Raw genomic sequence first — 21,067 nt, forward strand, 5'->3', positions numbered from 1 at the left:
CTACCTCTTTGTTCACTGCTCCAATTAATGTAGTAAAATGTATGCATGCATAGCCTTACCACATCTTTCGTTGTTCCTGCTTCGCTCCCAGTTGCGCTCACACCGAAGTCTAAAACTCATCATTTATGGACTTGTATCCCTGCTCATTCATTCGGGGACCAAAAAATTCGATGCGGTAGACACCATCTGGACATATGATCTCATGATAGTAGCAGAACTGGGGGAAGATGCTGTGGAGATCGCTCTGGTCATGCACCTCCTGTGATGCCAGGAGAGCAAAGCCCTGTATTGCCCCGGCTCTGCCCGCATACTCCTGAATGTGTCCATCAGCTGCAATCACGGTGTAATGGGTCGTATAGGGAAACTGTATACAAGGGCGAAGGAAGATGTGCGTGTTGCCATGAAGAAGCGTGGCAACGTCCGAAGAGAACCAGGCTCTCCAGGAAGCATTCGCAGCATGGCCTCGTTTGGGGTCGAGATAGCAGACGGCATATTCAATCCCAGAGACGACCTCAGGCACTTCTTTGGCGTTTCCATAAATGAGGGTGCACACGTTTCTATTTGGCCTCCATGTCTCAGAGGCCTCTTTCAAATGCTCCCACCGATGCTCGCCATAGAGCAGAACGGGATTTCCTTCCTGGTAGTTGGTACATGCTTCTTCTGGTGAGATTTCCATCCAGGTGGAGATTGGGATGGAAACGTTGGTGTTCTTCTTTGCAGACAACCACTCTGGTAGCTTTGATTTCCAGGACTGCGAAGAAAGAGGAACGTCGACATCAGTGAGCTGCTTCATGGCCCGTGTGAAGTCGAGAACAAAAAGCTCCCGACCATCGCGCAATCGTGCGTGATAGGTCCTCTCAAGGAGCCAGTGTTCACTCTGTTGTTCAGAAAATGGGATGGTCGTTGTCATCATCTTCTCCCTTCATCATACGTGTTCTAAAGGAGCGAAAGGCAGCGTAACTGGCGTGCTGTTTCCTGCAAGGCGAGCTCACGTGCCTTCGCTTCGGCTTGTTCTTGACTGTTCTCGTTCGGTGATATCCTGGTTCATCTCCACGATGACCGCTGCTTGACCAGCCTTCGCAGGCACGAAGATCTGGTGACTATCCACGATCAAGCGTTTCCCACCGCGCGATGTCTGGGTGAGCTGCCCTTGCCAGTGTCTACGTGTGGCCAGGACGAGAGCGACCGCCTCACGCGACGCGTAAAAGCGGGTTCGCAAAAGGGTGTGAACATTCTTCCCGATAGCTTCCTGCTCGGTCCAGCCATAAAGCGCAACCGCTCCCTGATTCCAGACGAGAATACGGTCGTCTGGCCTATGAATGATGATGGCATCATGTGCTTGCGCAAGGAGTTCTCCCTGCACCTGGACGCTCTGCGAGGGTGCCGTCTGTTCCTGATATGCGCTCATAAGATACTCAGCAAAGGGGCGCGAAGGGTCCGTTGGTGTGACAACACTCCACGAAGGTGCTCTCCCTCCAGCAGCTTGCTGCGTTATGGCATGGATGCCAAGTGTATTCATCACTACCATGTTCCGTTGCGCCAGGAGCGGATGGAGGACAGAAGAGGAAAGAGTATCGTCTTGTTGGGCTCGTTGTTGCTCAATTTGCTGAGGAGAATGCCCATAGTGCACACTGGCAGCATGCACTTCCTGCAACAAATCACTCTCTGACAGCGCGAAAATGGCGTCTAAGGCTCGTAGCAAGTTCATTCTCCGATTCAACAAGATGAGACGACCATGGGCAAGGCGCTGGGCCAGGTCTTCATGAGGAGGGCGAGCAGTTGCGGCCTTCTCGATCTTACGCGTGAGACCAGTAAAAGCTAACCCATCCAATTTTCGCTCGAGGAATGCCACCACCGGAGCCGTCTTTCCCTCCTGCCAACCACGTAAGAGTTCCAAGCAAACGTTTCCCTCATATCGTCCACGATGCTTCGAGACATTCAGGAGGTGGTCTTTACATGCACAGATCCAGAGGGCATGAAGATAGTGGACAGTTTCAGCAACAGGAAATGCGGAGAAGCGCCGCTGCCCATGTACGTCCTGAATGAAGCAAAGACTTGCCTCAAATTCGGGTTGTAGCCGCTCACACGCTTCGAGTTTCTGCGTTACTAATGCCGTTCTAATGAGTGCTTCTTCAATAGCAAGCGCATCTTTCTTCGCTTCTCTCACCTGGGAGCTACCAGAAAGATGCTCTTTCGAGGCACACTCGTGGCAGCGTTGCTTCCATGATAATGACGACTTCCAGAAGCCATCTAACGCGGGAGAGAGAACTCCGTCAGAGGAACATCGTTGGGTGGCTCACGTACCACCCTGTCCGCCTTCTGGTGTGTCATCTTTAACATTGGTTCAATCAGATCGATTGGCAGCGGGAAGATAATCGTCGAATTCTTCTCCACCGCGACCTCTGTCAGCGTTTGGAGGTAGCGCAGTTGTAGCGCAGCAGGCTGTGAGCCAATAATTTCAGCGGCTTGAGCCAACTGTGTCGAGGCCTGTAATTCTCCCTGAGCATGAATCACCTTCGCGCGCTTCTCGCGCTCTGCCTCTGCCTGCTTGGCCATGGCACGCTGCATAGTGGCAGGTAACTCAATATCCTTGATCTCGACCGCGGTCACTTTTACTCCCCATCGTTCCGTCTGCTCGTCAATGATGGCTTGCAACTCACGGTTGACTTTATTGCGCTGCGCCAATAGCTCATCCAGTTCCGATTGTCCGAGAACGTTGCGCAAGGTCGTTTGACCAATCTGCGTGGTTGCCTGGTTAAAGTCCATCACATTGACGATGGCCGCTATTGGATCGACGACATAGAAGTAGAGGACCGCCGTCACCTTGATCGTCACATTATCACGAGTGATTACCTCTTGCGGGGGCACTGTAAGCGTGATAATACGCAAGTCAACCTTGCTCATACGAGAAATGAGTGGAGGAACTAAAAAGAGTCCGGGACCCCTGGCTCCGATTAAGCGTCCTAGCACAAAGATCACGCCGCGCTCATACTGTTGCACGATGCGAATCGCAGAAAGCGCGACGAACACCAGCAAAACCACAATGATCCCGAACACAAACACGGTAAAGAAAGTCATGGCAAGCCTCCTGATGGCGTTAGAGTTTTACACTATGGTGGGGGGAAAAAGCTCTCCCATCTCAAACGTGGCATCAGATGTGCCGCCATCATCGAGCCAACGCGCTATTGCCTCGGCCTCAGATGCGTTGCCATCCTCACGCCAGCGTTCCACTGCCTCAGCTTCAGAAATCACCTCTAGGAAGTTGTCATCAGGAAGGTAGACCCTGCCTCTCATCTTCCGCACAGTCCGGGTTGCAGGAGAAACGCATGGTCTTCCTTGCTCCTGATCATAGCAGTCATAGACCATCTGGTCAGTACGCTTGGGGTGTGGTTTCTGCCCTGGAAGAGGGGAGGTGACCTGTGGTCCGGGCTTAGATGTTGGCCACGCTGGGTAAGCAAACTGAGTTTGAGCATGCCTATCCGACCTGATCGCCTCTGCGAGGTTGTTTTTGCTTGCAATGCCTTCTCTCGCAGAAGAGTACCGCACAGATTGAGGTGCGCATTGAACGGCCACTACTGTTTCTGTATGCTCATTCGGTTGTGCGTTTCCCATCGCCTTGATTGGCGCGTGTGTTTCTTGAATGATCCTCATAGGTGTTGCCTTTCTTGTGACCAAGAAGAGGAGCGCTTCTTCTGCTGAAGGTATGTCAACTGGGAGCAGACTCATGAAACGGCGCCATCGGATAGAGTATATCGTTTTCTTCGGTGGGTTCGTTGGCGCCGATCCTGTATCTCCCTGAGCCAGAGAAGGGCTATCAGGAGCACGAAGAGTAGCAAGGGTAGCAAGGGTAGAATGAAGATTTCCATAATCATGCAGTCCTGTATTTCTCTCCTCCAGATGCACATGCCTGAAGGAAGAGAGGAGGCACAAACGCGAGAGCGCAAACATGACCATTGTAACAATCACGCTTACTAAATGGAGAGAGGAAGGCTCAGAGCATTGGTGGGTACAAGGGACATAGTGTAAGCGGCTTGACTCATGGAAAGATCTATGAGCTACCTTTAGCATACACTATTTTTGGGGAAAATACAATATAGAGTCCAACAGTAATATTTATGATTTCACCGCTTTTTATAGAAAAATTCAATTATTGAGCAATATCGTCATGGCGAACGAGCGATTTTGCTGCGTTTCTTAAGGGTGGATAATTGGAAATGTGGAAACAACGTTCACCTCGAATTTCTCAGCCAGAGAAACCATTAGCGTGTTGGATAGCTTCCTTTTGGCTTTATCTCGACAGCTACTTCTTCCCGTCTAAGGGGAGAGCAAATAGCAAACAAGAAAATTTATGCAGGCGAGAAACATGATCAACAAGAAGAACTATATGTTTACTAAAAACTATTTTTCAAAAGGCCATCATTTTCAATAAAAACGGTATGCGTATTTTTTAATACCATAAACAAATGAATGAAAGCATAGTATTATTTTTTATAAAGTAAGAAGCAAACCTGTTGTAGTGATGATTGAAGAGGTGCTCTCTAAGAGAAGAGTCCTTTCTTCATCGATTGATCGACGAACAGCAATCCCAACATACTCCCGATTAAAATGGGCATCCTTAGGGAGGAGGAGGGAATCTGAGTCGTTCATAGCATTGGTAAAGTGAGAGGGAGGGAATGATGGGTGAGCATCATGTAACAGTACTTGTACCTGATTCAGTGAAGAATGTCTATGCACTCTTCACACATTTTCATGATTTCCCCAAGTATATGCGTTTTGTTCAGGAGGTGACGTACTATGACCCCCAACGTAGCCATTGGGTGGTGCAGGTAGGAGGGAAACAAGAGTGGGATGCAGTGAATGAGAACTGGATTCCTGAGCGGCAGGTGGGCTGGAGATCGATAAAGGGTTTGCAGAATAGGGGTACGGTCAAGTTTACTTCCCTAGGACCTGATCAGACATTAGTGGATGTCTTTATTAGCCATATACCTCCGATGGGTATCGTAGGGAGAATTGCAGAATGGTTGGGAATAGATAGCCATTTTCAAACCATACTGGAAAAGGAGATGCAGAACTTCACGAGAATGGTAGAGGAGGCGCCCCGGGGAACAGCAGACCCAATGTTGTCGCACTACCTGTTTCATCAAGAGAGTGCGTTTACAAGAGGAAAGACGACAGAGAGACAACGGACGTCGATGAAGGACGACCCCATGATGTCTCCAGAGCACCTGCGAGAGAGAGAGAAAAAAGTGGCGAATGAGCGGGAGGAGGAAAAGCGAGAGAGTGAGTTTAAGCAAGCAGGAGTGGATCTAAAAAGACAACAAATGCAGGACGCGACGAGAATGCAATATGAGGCTTTGCAGCGGCAAAGAGTGGCGGATTTGCAAGAATCACATGAAAAGAGGGAGAAAGAAAAGCAGCAAGAAGGTATCAAACATGAGTTAGACCCGGTGCGTGATACCATAGGGGGAAGAAATGCATCGATGGAGCGTACGGCCTTTGGAGATCAAGATGCAAGACATGAGCGTTTTCCCCAACATCAAGAAGGCCCAATGACGGCACGATCCTTGAGACCGCAGAAAGCTGAGATGCCAGTGTCAGCAGCAGATGAGAAAGCTGAGATGCCAGCGTCAGCAGCAGATGAGAAAGCTGAATCGCAGTGGAAAAATCTTATTCGAGGGCGATCATTAGAGGATGAGACGAGGTGAGTATGACGCTTAAGGGTCAAAAGCAAAAGGATGCCAGAAGGAGTGCTCTAAGAGACCAATGACCTCTCAGCGCACTCCTTCCAATGCCTCCCGACGGGCCAACGTAGATGGTCAGACCACCCTCACTTCTGATGGTTTTCAAGCGGAAAAGATCATCATGATAGCAAGCTCTTCTTTCTCCGCTTCTCACGCTCTGCCTCCAGCTGCTTAGCCATTGCACGCTGCATACTGTTGCACCACACAAATCGCAGGAGGCGCGAAGAACACCAGCAGAACCACGATCGCCTCAAACATAAACACGGCACAGAACATAACGCACTATCGCCTCGGCTTCGGATATACTGCCATCATCACGCCATCGCGCCACTGCTCCTGCCGATAAACCACTTTCAGGAAGTGGTTTATCGGCAAGAATGTTCTGGTTCCCTTTTCCCATTATTTGAAGGAACAGAGGAGACACAAACGCGAGATTGCAAACACGGCCATTGTAGTACTCGTGTTTGTTGAAGAGAAAAGGGATGTTCAGAGCGTTGGGAGTTACGAGGGACATGGTGCGAGCGGCTTGACTCATGGGAGGGTCTATGAGCTACTTTTAGTAGATATTCTTTTTAAGAAAAATACAATATAAAATCTATGCAATATGGCCTCAATTCTACTGATTTCACATAAAGTTCAACTATTATACAATTCATTAAATTTAACAGAAATAGACAAAAATTCAAAAATATGGTATTATATCTTTAGTAAAAATAAATAAATTCATTGGAGATTTGCCCTCTACGAGCCTTTCAGCATCGATTGGTCAATGGATAGCAATCTCAATACGCTCCAGGCAAAAATGCGCATTCTGTACGAACATATTCTGGCAACCTTTCTTTCATACAACCATCACAGAGAAACATGCCAGAGAAGGAGTCCAACATGCAACCGCTCATCCCTTTAATACTCATCCTTGTCATCTTTTTGGGGTCCTTTGGGTATATGATCACTCAATATCACCTGGAAAGACGGGTGCCAAAAGATGAAGTTCTCCCATAAGAGAAGTGACTGCTTATCCCCTCGATGGCACTGATGCGCAACACACATATGAATACATGAAATGGAAGCAAAGAAGCCAGAGCTTCGATAAAGGGAACACCGAGTTTCCTGTACGAAGAGCGATGTGAGATGGAGCAAAGCATGATGAGTACTCAGGTATATGGTACAGAACAACAGGAGTATACTGCCGGATTCCACATGGCAGAAAAGTATGTCTTCAAATCTGAACGAGGACTAAGTAAGAAGGTTGTTGAGCAAATTTCCGAAATGAAGGGCGAGCCTGATTGGATGCGCCAATTCCGCCTCAAGAGCCTGGCCCTCTTCGAGAAGCGTCCCATGCCAACCTGGGGGGCTGATTTGTCGGGAATCGATTTCGAGAACATTTACTACTATATCAAACCGGTTGCCCAACAGGGAAAGACCTGGGATGACATTCCAGCGGAAATCAAGGAGACCTTTGATCGACTTGGTATCCCGCAGGCTGAGCAGAAGTTCCTGGCAGGTGTCACGGCGCAATATGAGAGTGAAGCCGTGTATCACAAGATGCGGGCCGACCTTGAAAAGCTTGGTGTGATTTTCACTGATATGGATACGGCTCTGCGCGAGTATCCCGACATCGTGAAAGAGCATTTCGGCACTGTTATTCCGCCGTCCGATAACAAATTTGCCTCGCTCAACAGCGCTGTGTGGAGTGGTGGCAGTTTCGTGTACGTGCCAGAGGGTGTGCGGGTGGAAATTCCTTTGCAAGCCTACTTTCGTATCAATGCTCAGAACATGGGCCAGTTCGAGCGCACGTTGATTATCGCTGCCCCAGGCTCTTATGTTCACTATGTGGAAGGATGTACCGCACCTTCTTATGCGAGCGACAGTCTGCATAGCGCCGTCGTAGAAATTAAAGCGATGGAAGGTGCCCGTGTTCGCTACACAACCATCCAAAACTGGTCGAAGAACGTCTACAATCTCGTGACAAAGCGTGCGGTGGCATACCGGGACGCGACGATGGAATGGATCGATGGGAACCTCGGCTCGAAGGTAACGATGAAATACCCCGCGGTCCTATTGATGGAGCCGGGCGCTCGTGGCGATATTCTCTCAGTGGCATTCGCTAGCGACGGGATGCACTTGGATGCCGGAGCGAAGGTCACGCATCTTGCTCCGTACACGACGTCGCAGATTCTCTCGAAGTCGGTCTCGAAAGGAAATGGTCGAGCTTCTTATCGTGGCTTGGTCCGCGTTAATCCGGGTGCGCACCACACCAAGTCCAGTGTGCGCTGTGATGCGCTCTTGCTCGATGAGCACGCCCGCACCGATACCTATCCGACTATTCGCGTTGAGGAGAACCAGACTGAAATCGGTCATGAGGCAACCGTCTCGAAGGTCGGTGATGATCAACTCTTCTACTTGATGAGCCGTGGCCTCGATGAGGCAGAGGCCTATTCGTTGATCGTCAATGGCTTCATCGAGCCGATCATGAAGGAACTTCCGATGGAGTACGCAGTTGAGTTGAACCGTCTGATCCAGTTGGAGATGTCGGGAAGCGTCGGCTAAGCGGCAGTAACGAGCAGGGATCACTACTTGTGTTATCCTTGCTCGTTTTTTATGACCAGATGAAGTGAACCTGGTTCTGTAGATTATTCGCAGAACCAGGTTCACTTCATGAAGAGCGTTGTATGTATAGGCAGACACATGGCGGATAGTATAATGAAAAAAGAGAAGAGAGAAAGAGAAAAGTGCAACTGGGTCGGTCCTGATAGAAAGGGAAATGCTAGACAAACAGAGGACGCCAAGAGAGAACACCATGGATACCACCTTTGACACAAATAGCACCTTCAACGAGTCACCATCCGAACAGCCAGCCTTCCCTGTTGTGGGTATTGGTGCCTCCGCTGGAGGGCTGGAAGCATTTACCCAATTGCTCAGGGTTCTGCCAGTAGACACAGGCATGGCCTACGTCGTGATCCAGCACCTGGATCCAACACGCGCCAGTCTCTTGCCTTCCCTGCTTGCCCACATAGCGCCCATGCCTGTCCACGAAGCACAGGATGACATGATTCTGGAACTGGATCATGTCTACGTGATCCCCCCGCAAGCCGATATGACACTCAAGCAAGACACGCTCAAGCTCTCCCCCAGGCGACAGGATCTCGGACAGCCCTTCTTGATTGATACGTTCTTCCGTTCCCTGGCACACGAACGCGGCCAGCAAGCGATCGGAGTATTGCTCTCGGGCACTGCCTCCGATGGCACCGTGGGCCTGCAGGAGATCAAGGCCGAAGGAGGCATCACCTTTGCACAGGATGAACACTCCGCTGCCTTCCCGCAGATGCCACACAATGCCATCACCGCCGGGTGTGTCGACCACGTACTGCCACCCGAGGGTATTGCCAGCGTACTTACCCGGCTGAGTTCCCACTCCTATCTCTCCCAGGCTCAGATTACAGAATCGGTCGAGACACTCCAGGAAGAGGAGCAAGCTCTGACCAATATTCTCCTGGTGCTCAGACAACAGACAGGCGTCGATTTTCTCACATACAAGCGGGGCACACTCAAACGGCGCATTCTGCATCGCATGGCCGTGCTGCAGGTCGAGCGCTTTGCAGAGTATGCGACCTATCTGCGCGAGCGGCCTGCCGAAATAGATGCATTGTACCAGGATGCGCTGCTTCCTGTCACCAGTTTTTTCCGTGATGAAGCAGCCTTTGATGCTCTCACCCTCTATGCTTTTCCCGACATCGTGCAGCATCTTACTCCAGGAGATGCCATCAGAATCTGGGTGCCGGGATGCTCCACTGGCGAAGAAGCGTACTCGCTAGTCATCTGCTTGCTTGAATTCCTGGAGGAGCGCTCGTTAACGCCCCCCGTCCAACTTTTGGCAACCGATATTAATCCCAGGGTACTCGAACGCGCCAGAAAGGGTATCTATCCAGCGAACGCGTTGAGCGCGGTCTCTCTCGCGCGCCTGGAGCGATTCTTCACCCCGATCGACCAGGAAAAGAGGAGCTACTGCATTAGCCAGGCGATCCGCGAACGGTGTATTTTTGCGCTACACAACGTGACAAAAGATCCTCCATTCTCTCGATTGGACCTGGTGAGTTGTCGCAATGTACTCATCTATCTGGAACCGGCTTTACAACAGAAGGTAATCCAGATTTTCCATTACGCGCTGAATCCACATAGGTTTCTCTTGCTGGGAGTCTCGGAAAACGTCGATCCCCAATCACGGCTCTTTACTCCTGTCGAGCGTCGCCAGAAACTCTATGCCAGAAACGCCAGTAAGCCCAGACCTCCTCTCAGTGTAGTAACGAGCGAGGGAGTATTGCCAGCCAGCAATCCACAGGAAGGAGGCACCCCAATGCCTGAGGAGACAACGCCAAACGGTGATATCCAGCAAGAGGCGGATCGCTTGTTGCTAGCAAACTATATCCCAGCCAGTGTGATCATCAATACCGAGATGGAGATCCTGCAAGTGCGCGGGCATACTGGCCCCTACCTGGAACTGGCTCCTGGCAAAACGAGTTTGAACCTGCTCAAAATGGCCCGCGACGGTCTAAGGCTTGGCTTGCGCATGGCCATCCATGCCGCCAGAAAGGACAATCGCCCGGTGACGAAGGATGGCTTGCAGGTAGTTACCTTTGGCACGGCGAGAGAGATTCGCGTGACAGTCATCCCGCTGAAAGGCCCGCCCGCCGAGCACTACTTCCTGGTGCTCTTTGAAGATATGGCACCTCCTGTGCCTGCCACACCACTGTCTGGAGAGCAGACAGACCGTACGAGCAAGCGTGGCCTTGTAGCCAGACGCATCGCGGCCCTGGAACTGGAACTGGCTACCACACGGGCGGAAATACAGGAGATGCTGGAAGAGCGTGACTCTGCCAACGAGAAATTGCAAGCCGCCAACGAGGAGATCCGTTGCAGCAATGAAGAACTGCAAAGCATCAATGAAGAATTGGAAGCCTCCCAGGAAGAACTGGTCACCTCCAATCAGGAGGTGACCACCTCCAATCAGGAACTCGAGGCAGGTAACGAGCAGCTCAAAGTTGTCCAGGAGCGTGCTGACGCTATTGTGGAGACGGTGCGCGAACCGCTGGTGGTACTCTCTGATGATCTGCACGTTGAGCGCGCTAATGACGCTTTTTATCAAGTCTTCAAGGTCGAGCCCTGGGAGACCGAAGGATGCTGCCTCTACGACCTGGGGAATGCCCAGTGGAACATTCCCCGCCTGCGGATGCTGTTAGAACAGGTGCACACTACCAACCAGCCTTTCCACGACTTTGAGGTAGAGCACACCTTTCCCCTCATCGGGCACAAGGTCATGCTGCTCAATGCCCGCCGTGTCTTGCATGAGCACAAATCGGCAAAGGGCCCCCTGATTCTGCTTGCCATAGAAGATATCACTGAGCGCAAAGAGTTGGAGCGGCAGAAAGACGCCCTGCTTGGTATGGCCAATCATGAACTCAAGACTCCGATCGCGAGTGCGAAACTCGCGTTACAAATGCTTCAAAGGCGCTTGTCGAAAGCGGGAGATGAGCAGTCAACTACCCAACTGGGAAAGGTCGATGCACACCTGAACGGGCTCGCGAGTCTGATCGATGGTTTCCTGGATGCGACGGCGATTGAAACGGGGAGACTGTTGCTACATCCGGCGTTGTTTGCGATAGATGACCTGGTGCGAGAGATTTGTGAGGAAATCGAGCGCACAACCCCGTCCCAGCATATTTTGTTTGCGCAAGAAACCCACTCGGAGGTCTACGGGGATCGAGCACGCACCGGGGAGGTGCTCTGTAACTTGCTGACAAACGCCATCAAATATTCTCCGTCGGCAGCATCTATTGAGGTGAGAGTTGTTGGCGATGCAGACATGGTTACCGTGAGTGTGCAGGATCATGGCGAGGGTATCCCGCAGGACCTGCAGACCAGAATTTTTGAGCGTTACTACCGCGTGAGTGATACCAAACAGAAACGGCAGCCTGGAGCGGGGCTGGGATTATATCTCGCGGCGGAAATCACGAAACAGCAAGGAGGACAAATCTGGGTAGAAAGTGTGCCTGGAGAAGGGGCAACGTTTTTCTTCACTATTCCAGGGCGCTCAGCCTCAGGAATCTGCTAAGAGAGTGGGGGAGAGCAGTCCCACAAGCCGTGTTGCAAAAAGTGTACGGATAGGTAGGGACTTACGTCCTTTCCCCCCGTCCAAACGCAGCAGGCGAGTTTCCCCGCACTGCGCTTTCCAGTACTCGACATGACCTATTCGGCCCTTGCGTATGAGGTGGTGGATTTGGGTTGCCCCCGTGAAGAGCACCAGTTTGAGCACAGCACAACCTGTTGCATGGCATCCCCCACTCTGCTGGAGAACATGATGCCACTACTCCAACCGTCATCTGCTTTCCTCACTGCATCCATTCTTCCTCTCGTCAAGCGTCTTTCCCTGGCGGACCTTCACCATGTCCTCGCCATTACAGCGTGGCGTTCGGTTACTATGCCGCCTCCGCCCTCTCTGCCGCACGCTAGCATTCTCGCGTCTCTGTCGAGTAAAGCGGTTTGAGAGTTCCCCCATTCCAAGTAAAGAAGTTCTAGTGACCCTTAGCTCGCCTCCTATACGCCGGGCGGACTTCGGAGCAATTCCAGCCATAATTTACACATAGCCGGACAGCCGCCATCCCATTTTGGGTCGGGTGTGTCAGCCATTTCACCCGTCTTATCTAACGACGCTTCGGACGAAGGTTTCTCTCGTCGGCATAGGTCACAGGGTTCGGTCTTGGGTCCTTTCGGCTAGGATCACAAGCTCCTTTGTCAGCGGGCTTCACACCTAAAGCCTTGCTGAGGCTTTACGCATGCCGCTCAACCCTTATGCCATTACTCAAGCATATCTCTTTTGAGAAACTCCTTTACCCGTGAAAGGGCGCACGTATATTTGATAATTGAATGGTTCCTGGAAACCTCTCTTTCTCCTCAGTTTTTGATTGGAAATGTGCAAAGTGGAGTTCACCGCATATGTATTTTCATCTGATTCCCTGCGTCATTTCCTTTCCGATGCCATTGAATATTCTCCAGAAGTGAGTCAACAGACCTGGGATGCCATAGGAAACTATGACTTGAGAGAGCAGGTCGCAAAAATAACGTGTCCATTACTGATCCTCTTTGGGGACACAGACCCATTTGGTATCGTGTGGGCTCAGGAAACAAGAGATGCATTCAGCCATGCGTCGACCACATATACCATCATTCCCCATTATGGTCACTTCGGATGGGTAGAGGAACCAGAGATCTTCTGGTACTATACATGACTTTCTCAAGCGGGATAAATAAAGGAGTGGCATTGACCTAATTTGAGAGAGGCTTGAAAGTGGGAGAAGCCATATCACATACTGCGGGCTTGATCTGCTATGAACGTGGAAATCGAGTCAGGCCAATCCCATTTCATTGATGAAAGTGAGCGTATAGAACCTCACGACGTCGAGGGCATCCTGAGTGATATCCATGAGTTGTTCGAGAAAAAGGGAATAACTGTTATCCTCTAACGGAGTTTTAGAGAACAATAAAGAGGCTGAAGTGAGAATGCAGCACTTCAGCCTCTTTATTGTTCTCTAGCTAGAGTAGAATGTGCAACCTACGGTAAGCCAACCCTATCTATAGCCATTACGAACCCCATAGGTAATCGCTCTATGATGTCCCTCCCTTACAGAAACAGCCATGGGGATGTGCAGGCATGCCTGATGGCCTCTTCCATTTCACTGATGTCACACATGATGTTATACGAGAATACTTCCTCGCATGTTGACAAAACATACACATTCTTCTAAATGCTTCCAGGGATTTCAGTGACCTGCCAAGAGATAGGGCAAAAGGAGCAACTTGGCGGTCAAAGGCTACAGGTTGGGTTTGCAAAAAATTAGAGCTATCAAAAAGATTAGCTCTCTTTGTTTTTTCTTTTCCCTATTTTTCTACGTTGTAAAAAATCATTTAAGTCATCAATTGAAATGCGATATTCGTTCCCGATATCAATAGCAATAAGCTCCCCCGACCGTATCCGGCCACGCACTGTTTCGGCATGAACTTGTACTCTCTCTGCGACTTGTGCGACAGTCAACAACTTGCCCTGAACTTGCAAACCTCATTCCAGGCAGAGCGCCCTGTACAAGCCATATTAGTCTCCTATGGCAAAACAAACACGTCGGGCGATGGCTATATTGTCATTCGTTGGCGTGGAACTGTCCCAGAACGCTTCTTCGACCAGCTCGACCAGCTCAACAAAGAGATTCTCTTCTACACCGCCTTTAGCGCCGGCCCCCTCGACACCTGTAGAGCACCGTGGGATGGCATCCCAAACGCCTGATGTCTTAGGGAAGAGTCTCATCAACCTGTACTCTTCCCTTCCTGTTGGAGGGAACCCCATGCAAGACAAGCAGATGCAGAACGACTTAGACCAGCTTCTACGCGAGCTTGACCAAGAGCAGCAGCAGCAGACGCACACGATGGACGACATACCACATATAGAGGCTAACCAGGAGTATGACCGCGAGCGCCGCATGTATGACATTGAGATCCACATTTACCCAAGAGAGGAGCAAGAGCCAGAGGAGCCAGCCAACACCGTTGAAAGTTTCCCACCCATTGACCAGGAGCAAGAGCCACGAGGGAGGAAGCCTCTAGCGTGGGCAAGGAAGCACATGCGCCCCCTTGTGTTTATCAGCCTCATAGTATGCGCTTGTACACTTGTTGTTAGCTGTTTGGGATATCTGTTGCCACTCTGGACGGTGACCACGACAGTAACGCTTGTGCCAATCACACGCACGATAGAAACTCGTCTGACGATCACAATCGGGAGCGCTGACCCAAACCATCACCAGGTGCCAGGAAGGGTACTTCCCACCGTCACTATAAGCCAGGCGCGTACTGTTGCCACCACCGGGAAAGCGCACCAGGACGCCCAGGCATCGCACGGATACATTACCTTTTACAACGCAGCGACCTATGCGCAGACGATACCAGAAGGAACCCTTGTTACCACAGCCAATGGGGTGCAAGTGGTCACTGACCAGGGTATTACCGTGAGCGCGGCAAGCTATCCCACCTTTGGGCAGACGAGTGTCAGCGCCCACGCGACCCAGGCAGGACCAGTAGGCAACCTCAAGGCAGGCGCGATCTATGGTCCCTGTTGTCGCGTTAATATCTCCGCTGTCAACGGAGCCTTTAGCGGAGGACAAGACGCACGCGACTATCAGACCATCACGCAGCACGACATCGACGCTGCAAGCGCGAGCCTGAAAGCCAGCCTTGACCAGAGCACTACCGCAGCACTGCAAACGCAGGTTCAGACCACCGAAACGCTTGTGACCCCGTTACACTGCCAGCAGAAGACGAGCGTCGACCACCAGCCAGGAGAGGAAGCCGCAAGCGTCCATGTCACTCTCGATGAGACGTGTACAGGCATCGTCTGCCAAACCCAAGCCCTACAAGCACTCCTCACCCAGGCACTCACCACCCAAGCGAAGCAGCAGCTACGGACAGGGTATACACCAAGCGGAGAGGTTCACATTACCACCACGGTACAAGGAGCGATGACTGTACAGGCGACTGGAACAGGTGTGTGGGTGTATCAGTTCTCACAGGCAGAGCAGGAGCGCATGAAGACCAGTATTGCAGGCAAGAGCCAAGCCCAAGCCAAGAGCCTTTTGTTAGCCCAAGCAGGCGTACAATCGGTTTCCTTCTCTAACACTGCGGCTCTTCCAGATGCTCAGCATATACGCTTTGTGTTTATTGCGTATTAAGGGACTAATAAATCAGGAGAGAAACAAGGACAGAAAGGAGCAAAAGAGCAGTAATCAAATAGATGCGCAATCATGATCAAATGTGCGCAACAAGCGCACATTTCTCCGCATTGACATGCAAACGCTATCATGGTATGATACACGCACCAATCAAGAAAAAATGTTCTAACACAAAACAGTTCACGTCTCTCGCGAAAGGGGATCTCTCCTCATCAGGAGAGATGGGGGTGAAAGGAAAGAAGGTCTTCATGATCCTGTGCAAAAAGATCAAACTGGACCTCAGCGAGCAAGACATCGCCACCCTTGAGTTCATGCAAGGCAAATGCAGAGGCCTCTACAATTGGTGGGTGATGAAACTGCGAGACGGAGAGAAGTGGCGCTTCAACGCCTGCAAGAAGACGCTGGCTGAGAGCCGTGCCTATGATCCTGAACTCAATCAGGTGTATGGGAAACTGCTTGCCGAAGTCTACTATCGCCTGGATGCAGCCATGCAAGCCTTCTTTCGTCGCCTCGCCAATGGGGAAACGCCGGGCTTTCCTCGCGTGCGCCCTCGCCATGGCTTCTTTACCCTCTGTTATCCGGCGATGTATCTCACGCGTGAGGGAAACACCCTCATTCTGCCCACAGGGGGCAAGGGCAAGCACAAACAGTATCCCGCTATCCGTGCCGCACTCACCGAAGAGCCTCCCGAAGGCTTTGGAGAGGTGGCCATCAGTCGCGATGGCAGGGGAAACTACTACGCTTCCTTCGGCTATCGACAGCCCAAGCAAGCCAAACGCGACGGTGATACTGTGGCCTTCGATCTGGGCATCAAGACGCTGGCAACGGGCGTCACGGAAGAGGGCCGCTTCTATCACATCGGTGGGTTCAAAGGCTCGCGTTGGTACAACAAACAGCTTGATACACTGCGCTCCAAACGCAGCAAGTGTAAAAAGAAATCCCGCCGCTTTCTTCATCTGAGCAAGGTCTATAAGCGCGTATCGCAGAAGAAGCGCAACAAACAGCGCGATAGCCTGCATAAGGCATCGCATCTCATTGCACGACGATTGGTTGAGAGAACTGTCGTCGTGGGGGACCTTTCCCAGCGGCAAATGGTCATGAAAGAGCATCAGGAGCGCAAGAAGGCCCTCAATCGGGCGGTCTACAACGACTGGGGCCTGTACGCCTTTGTCCAGATGCTCACCTACAAATGCCAGGTGTATGGGAAAGAGCTTCACGTTCTAGATGAGCGCAACACCTCCAAGCAGTGTAGTGGCTGTGGCAATCTGCAAGCCATGCCACTGCGCAAGAGGACGTATCGGTGCGCGGAATGCGGACTCGTCATGGATCGAGACGACAATAGCGCCGTCAACATCTTGATGAGGTTCCTTGCCCGGCGAGGGCCACACACTCAGGCTCGTCCTGAGTGCGGTGTGCTGCAGACGACCCAAAGCGGCGTAGGAGTCATGGGGGCTTCCCGTGAGGGGCACGTGCAGCAATTGAACCTGTTCGATAGTGTCTAAACACATTTGAGTAGGTTTAGAATGGCAGGCGAAAAAGATGCAACTTGTGGAGCAGCACGTAATTGACAGGCGTGATCCACGGTATGCTATTATTGATGAAGCAGCCTTCAAGTCGAAGAACTTGTACAATGCGGCCTTGTACGAGATCCGTCAAGTCTTCATCCACGAAGGGAAGTATCTCAATTACAACGAGATACAACGGCGAATGCAGCCGCATGAGGCCTATAAAGCTCTCCCGGCAAAGGTGAGTCAACAAATCCTGATGGTGCTCGATCGCAATTGGAAAAGCATCTTTGAGGCGCTGAAAGCCTACAAGGAAGCCCCGTCCAGGTTCTTAGGGCGTCCAAAGCTCCCGAAGTACAAACACAAGACGGAAGGCCGCAACATCCTGATCTACACCATCCAGGCTCTGAGCAAGAGAGACTTGAAACGCGGGATCGTGCAACCCTCCATGCTCCCTATCGAGGTGCAAACAAAGCAAAAAGACATCGATCAAGTACGCATCGTGCCCCGCAGAGGCTTTTATGTCGTTGAGGTGGTGTACAAGAAAGAGGTCAAACAGGCCGAGGTGAACCCTGCATATTACGCTGGCATAGATATTGGCATGAATAATCTGGTAGCGCTAACATCAAACAAACCTGGCTTTCGACCAGTCTTAGTTAACGGGCGTCCAGTGAAAAGTGTGAACCAATTCTATAACAAGAGGAAGGCAGACCTACAAAGCAAGCTTGGCCACACAGGCACAACCAGGCGTATGGAGCGCCTGACGAATAAGCGGACCAGGCGTATCGATCACTACATGCACACCGCCAGCAAGCGAATTATTGATCTGCTGGTGAAAGAGCAGATAGGCGTGTTGTGCATCGGCAAGAATGATGGCTGGAAGCAAGAGGCAAACCTGGTCAAGCGGAACAATCAACACTTTGTCCAGATTCCACATGCTCGCTTCATTGATATGTTGACCTACAAGGCACACCTGGTCGGTATTCGTGTCGAGATCACCGAAGAATCCTACACGTCGAAGGCCAGTTTGCTTGACCTTGATCCACTGCCAGTGCGTGACCCGAACAATGACAAGGAGAAGCACACGTTTAGTGGGAAGCGCGTCAAGCGTGGACTCTATCGCGCATCCGATGGGCACACGCTTAACGCCGACGTGAACGGTGCTGGCAACATCATCCGCAAAGTAGCCCCTGACGCCTTCGGGTCAGAGGGGGTAGAGGGTGGTAAAGGGATACTTGCATCCCTGGTAGTCCATCCGGTGAGGATTGTCGTTCCCCTCACAAAGCCAGAAAACAAGCGGAAAGTAGCGAAAGCAAGCGGTCAATAGTGCGCAAGATTTCGTTACACCACGCCCTGGTTTTTGGAACTATAATAGGCATGTCTCAATCTATCGAATCCGTTTCCTATATTTTTGGGGAAACCTACTGTCATCCCCTATAGGAAGAAGCATCTGCGCACAGGATGGAGCAGTATTTATGCATGACGACATCACCGATATCCCCGGCATCCGCGTCGGACATGACACAGATCTCATGGCAGGGACAGGGTGTACCGTTCTTCTCTGCGATAGTGACGCCGTAGGCGGCGTCGACGTACGGGGCAGCGCTCCCGCCACCCATGAGACGGATCTCCTCAATCCAATTCATATGGTGGATGAGGTTCACGCCATCCTCCTCACGGGCGGAAGTGCCTTCGGGCTACAGGCAGTAGCTGGCGTAATGCGCTATCTTGAGGAGCAACACAGAGGCGTAGATACAGGGGTCGCACGGGTGCCAATTGTCCCCGCAGCCGCCATATTTGATCTCGCCTTCGGCTCACCACATATTCGTCCAGACGCAGAGGCAGGCTACCGCGCCTGTCTGCAAGCCAGCAGCGACCCGGTTATCCAGGGAAATGTAGGCGCGGGAACTGGGGCGACCGTAGGCAAGCTGGTCAGCCCCCTGCTCGCGATGAAAGGTGGCCTGGGATCAGCGAGCACACGACTGCCCGATGGCACGCTTGTAGCAGCCCTGGTCGTAGTCAACGCGCTGGGCAATATTCATGATCCAGAGACGCAGCAGGTCATCGCAGGCACACGAGAACTCCTGGGATCTGACACACTTGCCGCCAATCCCTTTAGTAACACGACGATAGCCGCGATTGCGACCACGGCCTCGCTGAACAAAGCGGAGTGTACCAAAGTCGCGCAAATGGCGCACGATGGTATGGCCCAGGTCATACGCCCGGTGCACACCATGTTTGATGGCGACGCCATCTATGCCCTGGCGCTTGGTCCACGCGACACACCACGGCTCCCTTCAGCGCAAGCAGCGCAGCGCGTCAGCATTATAGGAGCTGCCGCAGCACAGACGCTCGCACGCGCCATTATCAAAGCCATTCGTCACGCCCGAACACTCCATGGCATCCCCGCCGCTCAGGCATAAGTAAGCATCAGCCCCTTGAGTGACTCCTCAAAGGAACGCGAAAGGGGCTTCCTTTTTCAGGGCACACGCTCCTTTTCCGGCGCAAGAGAGACCTAAACCCTCCTGGCAGGAACGTGCGCAACAGCGGATATGCGATATTCTGCTTACACGCCTCGGCCTGATTTTTTCAATTGTTATTTTGCAGCGATAGCGCTTCTCTCTCTTCTCTTCGACTATATGCAATTTCTAGAGTAAGATAGTAGCTTTACAAGCCTGGTATATCAATACGACAAAAATGTCCGCTCTCCAGCTGCGACAGGAGGCGAAAAGAACGCATTATATATGAGGAAAACATCGCGTGCACAACGCTTTTTTGTCCTGGCTGTACCAACGGGCTACTACTCGCGTAGTGCTCGGCATAAGAGGAAACAACGCCTGGCGTAGTGAGCATTTCGCGCTTTTGGGGTAGCATCCAGCGAGAGTGAAGCAACGTATCGGCCAGTTGCACGTTCGCTTTGGGCACACAGAGAGTGGGGGTGAGGAGAAAAGGAGGATAGGTTGAAGAGGTATCAACAGGCATCGAGTGTGATTGAATGGGGAGTCTCTGCGGCCAAAGTTGTGCAAACTGGGCATCGGACGTTGGCAATGTCACTGTCTTCTCCACTTGGGGTGCTACAGACCAACCTGCCTTCTTATGCGAAAACCAACGTCGCTCTCGCGACTAGCGCTTACGCGCTCAGGTTTTCGGAGAGGCACTACGTCAAGAGACATCGTACGACGAACGCACTACAAGCCATCGCATTACATTATTAATTGTAGTCAAAACAGAGGGATTAGCAAGAGTAATAGAACTATTTGGTAGCTTTCCTGGCTTTCCTAAAAGGACGATCCGGCATCGTGAGTATCCAGGATCGAGAGCAACGCGGCCAGGATACGTCCTGTCGCGCCCCATATACAATACGTTCCGTAATCGAAAAAGTAGACAGCGCGTGTCTTCTCTCCACGCGTCCAGTGCTCCACGCGCTGGATGGCGGGATCGGCCAGGGCGCGCAAGGGCGCGACGATCAATTCGGCCACCTCGCTCTCCTGAAGCCGTAACTCGCCAGGTCCCTGGTGAAGATAGCCGACCACAGGCACAATCAAAAAGTTACTGACCACTGTAAAGACCGGTGGCATGGCGCCCAGAATCTCAACGCGTTCAGGCGCGAGACCAATCTCTTCCCAAGCCTCGCGTAGAGCGGTTTCAACGGGCGAAGCATCTTGAGATTCGGCGCTTCCTCCGGGAAAGGCAATCTCGCCGCTGTGCGCGCGGAGCGTGCTGGCACGACGAATAAAAAGCAGTGAAAGCTCGCCTTCATGTTCGAACAAGACAAGCAAGACCGCCGCCTGGCGTGCCCCCGGCTGATGACCTTCCAATTGATCATCTAAGAAATGAGCGTGTTCAGGCGCCTCCAGGTAGGTGCGCAGGTGTGTAAGGAGCAGGGTGCGCTCCTGTAGAACTCTTCCATCCATATCTCTATTTTAGCATACCCCTGCTCCTGAGCGCCGCACACGTCCATTATCTTACCATTGAGATCATTGAGGCGAGCTTGCGAGGCGAAAACTTTTCATGATGAGTGAGGAACGGATGGCCTTTATGAGATCCGGTTTGT

The 21,067-nt window shown here is 51.7% G+C and carries 14 protein-coding genes; 8 read left to right on the top strand and 6 right to left on the bottom strand.

Going from position 1 to position 21,067, the window contains the following annotated elements; translation table 11 throughout:
- Positions 1 to 109 precede the first annotated feature (109 nt).
- The 4 genes from KTE_RS07070 to KTE_RS07085 all read right to left on the bottom strand — a co-directional run bounded on the left by KTE_RS07070 (position 110) and on the right by KTE_RS07085 (position 3,651).
- Positions 110 to 913: a hypothetical protein gene (locus tag KTE_RS07070; RefSeq protein ID WP_201379832.1), complete on the bottom strand. Its 804-nt coding sequence runs from the start codon at positions 911 to 913 to the stop codon at positions 110 to 112.
- A gap of 75 nt (positions 914 to 988) precedes the next feature.
- A complete protein-coding gene (locus KTE_RS07075; RefSeq protein WP_201379833.1) occupies positions 989 to 1,897 on the bottom strand; it encodes a PAS domain-containing protein in 909 nt (302 codons plus the stop codon).
- A gap of 353 nt (positions 1,898 to 2,250) precedes the next feature.
- Positions 2,251 to 3,078: a slipin family protein gene (locus KTE_RS07080; protein ID WP_201379834.1), complete on the bottom strand. Its 828-nt coding sequence runs from the start codon at positions 3,076 to 3,078 to the stop codon at positions 2,251 to 2,253.
- Positions 3,079 to 3,105: 27 nt separating this feature from the next.
- Complete coding sequence (locus KTE_RS07085; protein ID WP_236600312.1) at positions 3,106 to 3,651, bottom strand: hypothetical protein; 546 nt, start codon at positions 3,649 to 3,651, stop codon at positions 3,106 to 3,108.
- Positions 3,652 to 4,673: 1,022 nt separating this feature from the next.
- Between KTE_RS07085 and KTE_RS07090 the strand changes: the two genes are divergently transcribed.
- The 3 genes from KTE_RS07090 to KTE_RS07100 all read left to right on the top strand — a co-directional run bounded on the left by KTE_RS07090 (position 4,674) and on the right by KTE_RS07100 (position 11,850).
- Entirely contained in the window at positions 4,674 to 5,705 is a 1,032-nt protein-coding gene (locus tag KTE_RS07090) for an SRPBCC family protein (protein ID WP_201379836.1), read from the top strand.
- 1,179 nt (positions 5,706 to 6,884) lie between these two features.
- Positions 6,885 to 8,291, top strand: coding sequence for a Fe-S cluster assembly protein SufB (gene sufB / locus KTE_RS07095; RefSeq protein WP_305068541.1), 1,407 nt, complete (start codon positions 6,885 to 6,887; stop codon positions 8,289 to 8,291).
- A 250-nt stretch (positions 8,292 to 8,541) separates the two neighbouring features.
- Positions 8,542 to 11,850, top strand: a complete 3,309-nt coding sequence (locus tag KTE_RS07100; RefSeq protein WP_201379838.1) for a chemotaxis protein CheB — start codon at positions 8,542 to 8,544, stop codon at positions 11,848 to 11,850.
- A gap of 1,797 nt (positions 11,851 to 13,647) precedes the next feature.
- Here the strand turns inward: KTE_RS07100 and KTE_RS49475 are convergent.
- A complete protein-coding gene (locus KTE_RS49475) occupies positions 13,648 to 13,779 on the bottom strand; it encodes a hypothetical protein (protein WP_374226801.1) in 132 nt (43 codons plus the stop codon).
- Between the two features lie 9 nt (positions 13,780 to 13,788).
- Here KTE_RS49475 and KTE_RS07110 point away from each other — a divergent pair, with 9 nt between their 5' ends.
- The 5 genes from KTE_RS07110 to KTE_RS07130 all read left to right on the top strand — a co-directional run bounded on the left by KTE_RS07110 (position 13,789) and on the right by KTE_RS07130 (position 19,436).
- On the top strand, positions 13,789 to 14,073 hold the full coding sequence (locus KTE_RS07110) for a hypothetical protein (protein WP_236600313.1): 285 nt from the start codon (positions 13,789 to 13,791) through the stop codon (positions 14,071 to 14,073).
- Positions 14,074 to 14,131: 58 nt separating this feature from the next.
- Positions 14,132 to 15,508, top strand: coding sequence for a hypothetical protein (locus tag KTE_RS07115; protein ID WP_201379842.1), 1,377 nt, complete (start codon positions 14,132 to 14,134; stop codon positions 15,506 to 15,508).
- Between the two features lie 248 nt (positions 15,509 to 15,756).
- On the top strand, positions 15,757 to 17,010 hold the full coding sequence (locus KTE_RS07120; RefSeq protein WP_201379844.1) for an RNA-guided endonuclease TnpB family protein: 1,254 nt from the start codon (positions 15,757 to 15,759) through the stop codon (positions 17,008 to 17,010).
- A 37-nt stretch (positions 17,011 to 17,047) separates the two neighbouring features.
- A complete protein-coding gene (locus KTE_RS07125) occupies positions 17,048 to 18,340 on the top strand; it encodes an RNA-guided endonuclease TnpB family protein (RefSeq protein ID WP_201379845.1) in 1,293 nt (430 codons plus the stop codon).
- Between the two features lie 148 nt (positions 18,341 to 18,488).
- A complete protein-coding gene (locus tag KTE_RS07130) occupies positions 18,489 to 19,436 on the top strand; it encodes a P1 family peptidase (protein ID WP_201379846.1) in 948 nt (315 codons plus the stop codon).
- An 855-nt stretch (positions 19,437 to 20,291) separates the two neighbouring features.
- On the opposite strand, the gene KTE_RS07135 is transcribed toward KTE_RS07130, so the two are convergent.
- Positions 20,292 to 20,927 carry a CoA pyrophosphatase gene (locus tag KTE_RS07135; protein WP_201379847.1) on the bottom strand — a complete coding sequence of 212 codons (636 nt, stop codon included), beginning with the start codon at positions 20,925 to 20,927 and terminating at the stop codon, positions 20,292 to 20,294.
- Positions 20,928 to 21,067 lie beyond the last annotated feature (140 nt).

The sequence above is a fragment of the Ktedonobacter sp. SOSP1-85 genome, from assembly GCF_016587415.1.
Lineage (GTDB): Bacteria > Chloroflexota > Ktedonobacteria > Ktedonobacterales > Ktedonobacteraceae > Ktedonobacter.